The sequence below is a fragment of the Sulfurospirillum sp. E15m genome (assembly GCF_059415145.1).
The window spans coordinates 94,679-102,545 of sequence record NZ_JCAHZS010000012.1 but is presented as its reverse complement, the minus strand read 5'-3'; the positions used below and the strand labels follow the sequence as shown (position 1 = coordinate 102,545).

Below are 7,867 nucleotides of genomic sequence, written 5' to 3'. Positions count from 1 at the left end.
AAAAAGTGGGTGATCGCAAAAAAGCTGAAAGAGAAGGCCTTGGCTATAAACTGATCGCTTTTATGGCTATCTTTACGCTCTTAGCTTTCGCTTGGAAAGTCAAAATCTGGAAAGAAGTTCACTAAGTTAAATTGAGTTTACATGTAACGCCACTCATCGGGTTATGAGTGGCGACTAAAAAAGGAGGAAACGATGAAACGATTAACGACGCTATTATTTGCTTCCCTATTATGCCTTGGTTCTCTACATGCATCCGAAGAAGAAAAAGTTAATGCCATTGTTATGCTCAATATGGAAAATGGTTTAGCAAGTATTCAAAAAGGCTTTTTATACAATAATCTTGATTTAATTAAAAGTGGTGTTGAGCAAGTTCAAAAAGAAAATGCTTCCTATCAGAACCATCATGTGATCAAAGCATTTTTGCCTGATACGAAAAAACAGATGGAAAATTTAGCATTTATCACTTCAAAACGTATTGATAATGCGGCTGAAGAGATGAAGGGTTATTTAGCACTTAATCAAATGAAAAAAGCACACGGTGCCTTTGCAGAAATCGTCAATGCTTGTACAGATTGCCACACACTAATTCGTGGTTGGTAGAAACGCATTATTTTGCGCTAAGAGAATATCTCTTAGCGTTCTTCATAAGCTCCAATAGAAACAATCTTCTCGTATCGTTTTTCCATACGTTCATCATTGCTTAATGGGTCTAACTCTTCAAGTGATTTGATAAAATAATCAGCCAAAGCTTTGGCGGCACTCTCTTTATCGCGGTGCGCACCGACCAAAGGCTCATCAATAATTGCATCAATCAATTTAAGCCCTAGAAGATCATCAGAAGTAATTTTCATAGCCTTCGTAGCATTTTCTTGCTTACTTGGATCGTTCCATAAAATAGCGGCACATCCCTCTGGAGAAATAACGGAAAAAACAGAGTAACGCATCATAGCGACACGATCTGCTACGCCAACAGCCAATGCCCCTCCACTTCCACCTTCACCAATAACAACAGCCACACTTTTCGTATTTAAGCGACTGAGCTCAAAAAGATTTTTAGCAATAGCCTCACTTTGACCTCGCTCTTCAGCAGCAATGCCAGGATAGGCACCCGGAGTGTCAATTAAAAAGAGGATTGGTAGATCAAATTTCTCTGCCATTTTAGCTAAACGAAGTGCTTTGCGGTACCCCTCAGGATGAGGCATACCAAAATTGCGTTTAATCTTATTTTTTGTTCCACGCCCTTTTTGCTCGCCAATCACCATCACTTTTCGATCAGCAATATAACCGATATAACAAATAATAGCCGCGTCGTCTGCAAAATTGCGGTCACCATGAATTTCATAGCTATCTTTTAGAAGCGTTCTAATATAATCAAGTGCATACGGGCGATCTGGGTGACGTGCAAGTTGAAGCTTTTGGTATTCGCTCAAATTCTTATATGTTTTAGCAATCTCTTTGGAGAGGTTTTTCTCTAAAATTTCGACAGCATGGCTATCGCCTTTGATTTTGGCGTTGGAAATATCCTCATCAATCTGCTTAATCCCATTCTCAAAATCTAAATAAGTAGCCACTAGAATTCCTTATACACGCTTAAAAATCACAGAACCATTCGTTCCGCCAAAGCCAAACGAGTTACTCATCGTATATTCTGCTCTACATTTGCGCGCAACATTGGGGATATAATCTAAATCACAATCAGGATCAGGGTTTTCATAATTAATCGTTGGAGGTAAAATCTCATCACGCATTGCCATTAAACAGACAACTGCTTCAATCGCACCTGCCGCACCTAAACAGTGACCAATTTGACCTTTAATCGAACTGATTTGTGGCACATTCGCACCAAAAACCTCTTTAATTGCTGCAGTCTCATTTTTATCATTCGCTGGCGTACTTGTTCCATGCGCATTGATATAATCGATTTTTGGACGACCTGCCATTTCATAGGCCGCTTTCATTGCACGGAGTGGACCATCTAAACTTGGGGAGGTAATATGGCTGGCATCACCGCTCTCGCCAAATCCTACCACTTCGCCGTAAATGTGAGCCCCTCTGGCTACTGCATCTTCATAAATTTCAAGAACCAATGCGCCCGCACCTTCACCCATAATAAAGCCATCACGTTCTGCATCAAAAGGGCGAGAAGCTTTTTTAGGATCATCATTGCGTGTTGAAAGAGCTTTCATGGCAGAGAATCCGCCAATACCCGCCGCACAAATTGCCGCTTCTGCACCCACGACCAACATTTTTTTAGCGCCACCTGTCATCATGGTTTTCGTTGCATCGCTAATCGCGTGTGTACCTGCCGCACATGCCGTCACGGAAGAAAGATTAGGGCCTTTAAGTCCATATTCAATAGAAACCATACCGCCAAGCATGTTAATAAGAGCGGAAGGGATGAAAAATGGAGAGATTTTACGAGGACCAACGCTATTCACAATGACCGAATTTTTTTCAATAACAATCAAGCCACCAATACCTGAAGCAGAACTTACACCAAAACTCTCAGACGCATAGTTCTCAAATTTAGCGTCTGCCATTGCTTCTTTAGCAGCTGCAAGACCTAACTGAATGAAACGGTCAGCTTTTTTCACTTCTTTAGGGTTCATTATAGTGTTAGGATCAAAATCGGTAATTTCACCGGCGATAGAAACAGAATGCTCGGTTGTGTCAAACGAACTAATGCTTTTAATGCCACATTGACCTTCAACAATAGCTTTAAAAGAACTCTCTTTATCCAAACCTAATGAATTAATCATTCCTATACCAGTAACAACAACTCTTTTCAATTTTTTATCCTCTTTTGTGATCTTCGTGGGGAGTGGGGAGAACCCGCTTTTAAAGCGGGCTATGTATTATAAAATTATTTATGTGCTTCGATATAAGCCATAGCATCTTTTACAGTGACGATTTTTTCAGCGTCGGTGTCTGGAATTTCGATGTCAAATTTTTCTTCAAGTGCCATAACGAGTTCTACAACGTCCAAAGAATCTGCACCCAAATCTTCTACAAATTTTGAATCTTCTTTTACTTCGTCAGGATTTACATTTAATTGTTCAACAACCACCGCTTTTACATCATCAAATAGTGCCATTTACTAGCTCCTTAAAAAAATTTCCACTATTTTATCAAAAAAACCTTTAATTTGAATTTGATATGCGTAAAGTTACCTTTACATGTACATACCACCATTCACTTTTAAAACTTCTCCCGTGATATAACTTGCGCTATCGCTGAGGAGAAAAGCTACAGCTTCTGCGATATCTTTTGGGCTACCAAAACGTTTGAGTGGAATTTTTGACGTGTACGATTCTTTAATCTCAGGACTGAGTTTATCAGTCATCTCGGTTGCGATAAAACCAGGCGTTACGGCATTAAAACGGACATCTCGTGCACTTCCTTCTTGCGCGAAACTTTTGGTCATTGCAATCAAGCCGCCTTTGCTAGCGCTATAATTGACTTGTCCCGCATTACCCGTTTCCCCAACGATAGACGCGATATTTACCACACAACCAAAACGTTTTTTACTCATGACTTTTAATGCTTCACGGCATCCAATAAATGCTGATGTCAAATTGATATCAATGACAGACGTAAAATCTTCTTTTTTCATACGAATCGCTAGTTTATCATTGGTAATACCCGCATTATTCACAAGATAAGACAGTTCACCATCTGCGTCTATAATGGCCTTAATGCCTTCAACAAACGCCTCTTCATCTGCAACATCAAAACCGATAACGGCTGCTACGCCACCATTGGCTTCAATTTCTGCTTTGATAACATCGGCTGACTCAGGACGGGAACGATAATTAATCCACACTTTTAATCCATACGCTGCTAACGTCAAAGCGATTTCTTTACCAATACCACTTGCGGCACCTGTTACTAAAACATTTTTTCCACTAAATTGCATGATTTTCCTTTTTACATGTAATATTTTTAACACCCCAAAAGCAACACTTTTGGAACACATTGGCCCTAATGGCACAAAAACGATGCGTTATATTTGCTTTTCGACACACGTTAAAATTCTACGAGTGGCGTATCCATTTCCGCGGGGATAGGTAAACCCATTAGCTTCAAAATGGTTGGTGCAATTTGATTTAAACCACCCTTTTCAACACTTTTAACGCGTTTATCACTCGCAAAACAAAATACATCGAAAATGGTGTGATTGGTTAGTTTTGAACCTTCCGCATCTATCATCTGCTCACAATTTCCATGGTCACTGGTCAATACAACAGAATATCCGCTCTCTTTAGCTTTAGTAAAAAGGCGTCCTAATTCTGTATCGACAGCTTCTACGGCTTTTATCGCCGCATCCAAATTGCCCGTATGTCCCACCATATCACCGTTTGCAAAATTGACAACAATAAACTCATACGCTTCATCCATGGCCTTAAGCACGGCATCACCCACCGCATTGGCACTCATGGCAGGCTCTAAATCGTATGTTTTAACTTTTGGGCTGGGCACCAATACTCTCGTTTCACCAACTTTTGGCTCTTCAACGCCACCATTGAAAAAGAATGTCACATGGGCATATTTTTCAGTTTCTGCGGTATGAAATTGCGAGAGGCCTGCACGAGAAATGACATCGCTAAGAATATTCTGTGGCGTTTGTGCTTCGAACATAATCGGAAAAGGGTAACTGCTATCGTATTCGCTCATAGTGATACACGCAACGCCATTGAGCGTTCGTGTGAATTCATGAAATTCATTAAAACCAATGGCACGAGACAGCTCACGCATGCGGTCATTTCGAAAATTGGCGAAGATAACACCATCCTCTTTTTGCATACCTTTATAAGGCTCAAACGCCATTGGTTCGATGAATTCATCCGTAATACCTTTATCGTACATCGACGCTAAATACGCTTTTACATGTAAAGATGTTTGCGGTGCTGCATCAACGATAGCACGGTAACCTTGTTCAACTCTTTCCCATCTGTTGTCACGATCCATACTAAAAAACCGCCCTGAGATGGAGGCGATTTGAATCGTTTCATTGCAGATGGATTCAAGCTGCTCTAAATAGTGCATACCCGATGTGGGAGAGACATCACGGCCATCGGTAATCACATGAATATATACTTTTTTTCCTTGCGCATCCACAATACGTGCTAAATCTAAAATATGGTCAATATGCGAATGCACACCACCATCGCTTAAAAGACCGATGATGTGAATGTCACCTTTTACATGTAAAAGATTGACCAAAGCCGGATTTTGCGCTAGCGTGCCATCCTTTGCACTCAACGAAATTTTGACTAAATTTTGATATAAAATACGACCACTTCCGATACACATATGCCCAACTTCGCTATTGCCCATTTGCCCTTCTGGCAAACCGACACTCAGTCCTGAGGTAGCAATAAAATTGTACGGAATTTCTTTAAAAAGCTTATCATACGTTGGTTTATGAGCCTTGGCAAACGCATTGGCTTCATCTAAACGGTTATGTCCAATCCCATCCGTTATGATAAGTAACGTTTTTTGAACTTCTGGTTTCAAATCGCACCCTTTGTTATAAGCTTATAAGCATTATGTTACTAGAATATTGCTTTTAATATCCCTAAAACTCTGGAAAACACTTTTATGCTATATTTCTTATACCAAATCACGTATGTCAATCTTTTTCAATATATTACTGTTCGAGCAGGCATCGCTTTCTTTCTCGGCTTTGTCTTCACCATTTATTTGATGCCAAAATTCATCAAATGGGCAAAATCATGTAACGCGAGCCAACCGATATACTCTCTAGCACCTCAAACACACCAGCAAAAATCCAAAACACCAACCATGGGCGGCATCGTCTTTTTAGTGGCTTCCACTTTGGCAATTTTGATTAATGCGCGCTTAGACAATCTTTTTGTGCTTGCAGGGCTTGGATGTTTATTGCTATTTGGACTCATTGGAATGAAAGATGACCTCTCCAAAATTTTAGGTAAAAGCAACACCGCGGGATTAACGCCACGTGGAAAACTTTTTTTACAATTTATGGCAGCTTTAATTATCTCCATTGTGTTATACAGTTCCATCGATATGGACACAAATCTTTTTATTCCATTTTATAAACACCCTCTTTTTGATATGCAACTCTTAGCCCTCGCTTTTTGGATTTTAGTGATGATTTCAGCCAGTAACGCCGTTAATTTGACGGATGGATTGGATGGACTTGCGACGGTTCCTTCCATTTTTTCCATTTTATCACTGGGTGTCTTTGTTTACGTGGGCGGTAATGCTTTTTTAAGTGGTTATCTTTTGCTTCCAAAAGTTGGCGGAAGTGGTGAAGTTGTTATTCTAGCAACAGCGGTTATTGGCTCATTGGTCGGTTTTTTATGGTTTAACTGCTATCCCGCTGAAATCTTCATGGGCGACAGCGGAAGCCTCAGCATTGGCGCATTTATAGGCTATATGGCCATTATTTCTAAAAATGAATTTTTATTATTATTGGTTGGTTTTGTTTTTGTAATTGAAACTGTTTCAGTCATTTTACAAGTGGGGAGTTATAAAACGCGTAAAAAACGCATTTTTCTTATGGCGCCGATTCATCACCATTTTGAGGTGAAGGGTTGGCCAGAAAACAAGATTATCGTGAGATTTTGGATTATCGCTCTCATGTCAAATCTCTTAGCACTTACGGCATTGAAAATCAGATGATATCACTTTTTGGACACGGAAAAACAACGAAGGCAATTGCTGAAAAATTTAGCGGCAAATGCCAAATTTTTGATGATCACTTTACATGTAAAAGTGAAGACGCGTTTGGCAATCTTTTGTTGCCTCCTTCAGACTTTGACCCTACGACAAGCGATGTCGAAATTCCAAGTCCCGGCTTTCCAGCCAATCACGCTTTGATTCAAAAAGCCAAACATGTCACCAGTGAATATGACTTTTTCAAAGATGACATGCCTTTTTCAATTTGGATTAGCGGAACCAATGGCAAAACGACGACCACGCAAATGTGCGAGTACCTTTTAAAAGACAAAGGCGCTGTTGCCGGTGGCAATATTGGCACACCGTTGGCGGAGCTCAGCGCAAAAGCACCTATCTGGATTTTAGAAACCAGTTCCTTTACATTTCACTACACAAAAATCACAGCTCCCGATATTTACCTACTGCTTCCTATAAAACCTGACCATCTGACATGGCATGGTAGCATGGAAGCGTATATTCAAGCCAAACTTTCAATTTTAGGGCGCATGAAAGAAGGCAGCGTCGCTATTTTGCCCAAAGCATATGCGCAGACACACACCTTGGCACATGTTATTGGCTATGACACGGAAGACGATTTAGCGGAACAAATGGGTATAGACATCACGCAAATTGCGTTTAAATCACCTTTTTTACTCGATGCTGTTTTAGCAACATGCGCACAAAAAATCTTGCTAGACCGTGTAAATTATCAACACCTCAATACCTTTAAAATTGATCATTACAAGATTGAAGAGTTTCATGATAAACAAGGCAGACTTTGGGTCGATGACTCAAAAGGAACGAATGTTGATGCGACGATTGAAGCACTGAAGCGCTACAAAGATGAAGAGATACTACTCGTCTTAGGCGGTGATGACAAAGGTGTTGATCTGCAAGAGTTATTTGATTTTATGAAACCGTTACATGTAAAAATCTTTGCCATTGGTTCCAATACCGAAAGACTAGCAACCTTTGCACAAAAAGAGAATATTTGGCTCTCAAAATGCCATGTCATTGAAGAAGCGATGCAACAAATTCATGCGATGCATACACAAAAAACGGTTGCTCTCCTCTCCCCTGCAGCTGCCAGTTTGGACCAGTTTAAATCGTATGCACATAGAGGTGATCGCTTTAAAGAGTTGGCGCTAGCTTAACATAAGCTAGT

At 40.3% G+C, this 7,867-nt stretch carries 8 protein-coding genes; 3 read left to right on the top strand and 5 right to left on the bottom strand.

Translation table 11 applies throughout. The features are described 5' to 3' along the window. Positions 1-192: 192 nt before the first annotated feature. The gene (locus AC5SLP_RS14160) at positions 193-600 is read left to right on the top strand and encodes a hypothetical protein (protein WP_495255812.1); all 408 of its coding nucleotides are present in this window, start codon (positions 193-195) and stop codon (positions 598-600) included. A gap of 32 nt (positions 601-632) precedes the next feature. On the opposite strand, the gene accA is transcribed toward AC5SLP_RS14160, so the two are convergent. The 5 genes from accA to gpmI all read right to left on the bottom strand — a co-directional run bounded on the left by accA (position 633) and on the right by gpmI (position 5,517). Further along, complete coding sequence (accA, locus tag AC5SLP_RS14155) at positions 633-1,571, bottom strand: acetyl-CoA carboxylase carboxyl transferase subunit alpha (protein ID WP_495255811.1); 939 nt, start codon at positions 1,569-1,571, stop codon at positions 633-635. Positions 1,572-1,580: 9 nt separating this feature from the next. After that, positions 1,581-2,789 (bottom strand): beta-ketoacyl-ACP synthase II, encoded by a 1,209-nt coding sequence (locus AC5SLP_RS14150; RefSeq protein WP_495255810.1) that lies wholly within the window; start codon positions 2,787-2,789, stop codon positions 1,581-1,583. Between the two features lie 74 nt (positions 2,790-2,863). After that, the gene (acpP, locus tag AC5SLP_RS14145; RefSeq protein WP_495255809.1) at positions 2,864-3,094 is read right to left on the bottom strand and encodes an acyl carrier protein; all 231 of its coding nucleotides are present in this window, start codon (positions 3,092-3,094) and stop codon (positions 2,864-2,866) included. A gap of 78 nt (positions 3,095-3,172) precedes the next feature. After that, on the bottom strand, positions 3,173-3,916 hold the full coding sequence (fabG, locus tag AC5SLP_RS14140) for a 3-oxoacyl-ACP reductase FabG (RefSeq protein WP_495255808.1): 744 nt from the start codon (positions 3,914-3,916) through the stop codon (positions 3,173-3,175). Positions 3,917-4,026: 110 nt separating this feature from the next. Further along, complete coding sequence (gene gpmI, locus AC5SLP_RS14135) at positions 4,027-5,517, bottom strand: 2,3-bisphosphoglycerate-independent phosphoglycerate mutase (RefSeq protein WP_495255807.1); 1,491 nt, start codon at positions 5,515-5,517, stop codon at positions 4,027-4,029. Between the two features lie 84 nt (positions 5,518-5,601). Between gpmI and mraY the strand changes: the two genes are divergently transcribed. Next, complete coding sequence (gene mraY / locus AC5SLP_RS14130) at positions 5,602-6,666, top strand: phospho-N-acetylmuramoyl-pentapeptide-transferase (protein ID WP_495255806.1); 1,065 nt, start codon at positions 5,602-5,604, stop codon at positions 6,664-6,666. Then, on the top strand, positions 6,663-7,856 hold the full coding sequence (gene murD, locus AC5SLP_RS14125) for a UDP-N-acetylmuramoyl-L-alanine--D-glutamate ligase (protein ID WP_495255816.1): 1,194 nt from the start codon (positions 6,663-6,665) through the stop codon (positions 7,854-7,856). The genes mraY and murD overlap by 4 nt, the downstream gene beginning before the upstream one ends. The last annotated feature ends 11 nt before the right edge of the window (positions 7,857-7,867 follow it).

Coding starts and splice junctions, on each gene's coding strand:
- AC5SLP_RS14160 (WP_495255812.1), top strand. CDS start 193: ATGAAACGATTAACGACGCTATTATTTGCTTCCCTATTATGCCTTGGT.
- acpP (WP_495255809.1), bottom strand. CDS start 3,094: ATGGCACTATTTGATGATGTAAAAGCGGTGGTTGTTGAACAATTAAAT.
- fabG (WP_495255808.1), bottom strand. CDS start 3,916: ATGCAATTTAGTGGAAAAAATGTTTTAGTAACAGGTGCCGCAAGTGGT.
- mraY (WP_495255806.1), top strand. CDS start 5,602: ATGCTATATTTCTTATACCAAATCACGTATGTCAATCTTTTTCAATAT.
- murD (WP_495255816.1), top strand. CDS start 6,663: ATGATATCACTTTTTGGACACGGAAAAACAACGAAGGCAATTGCTGAA.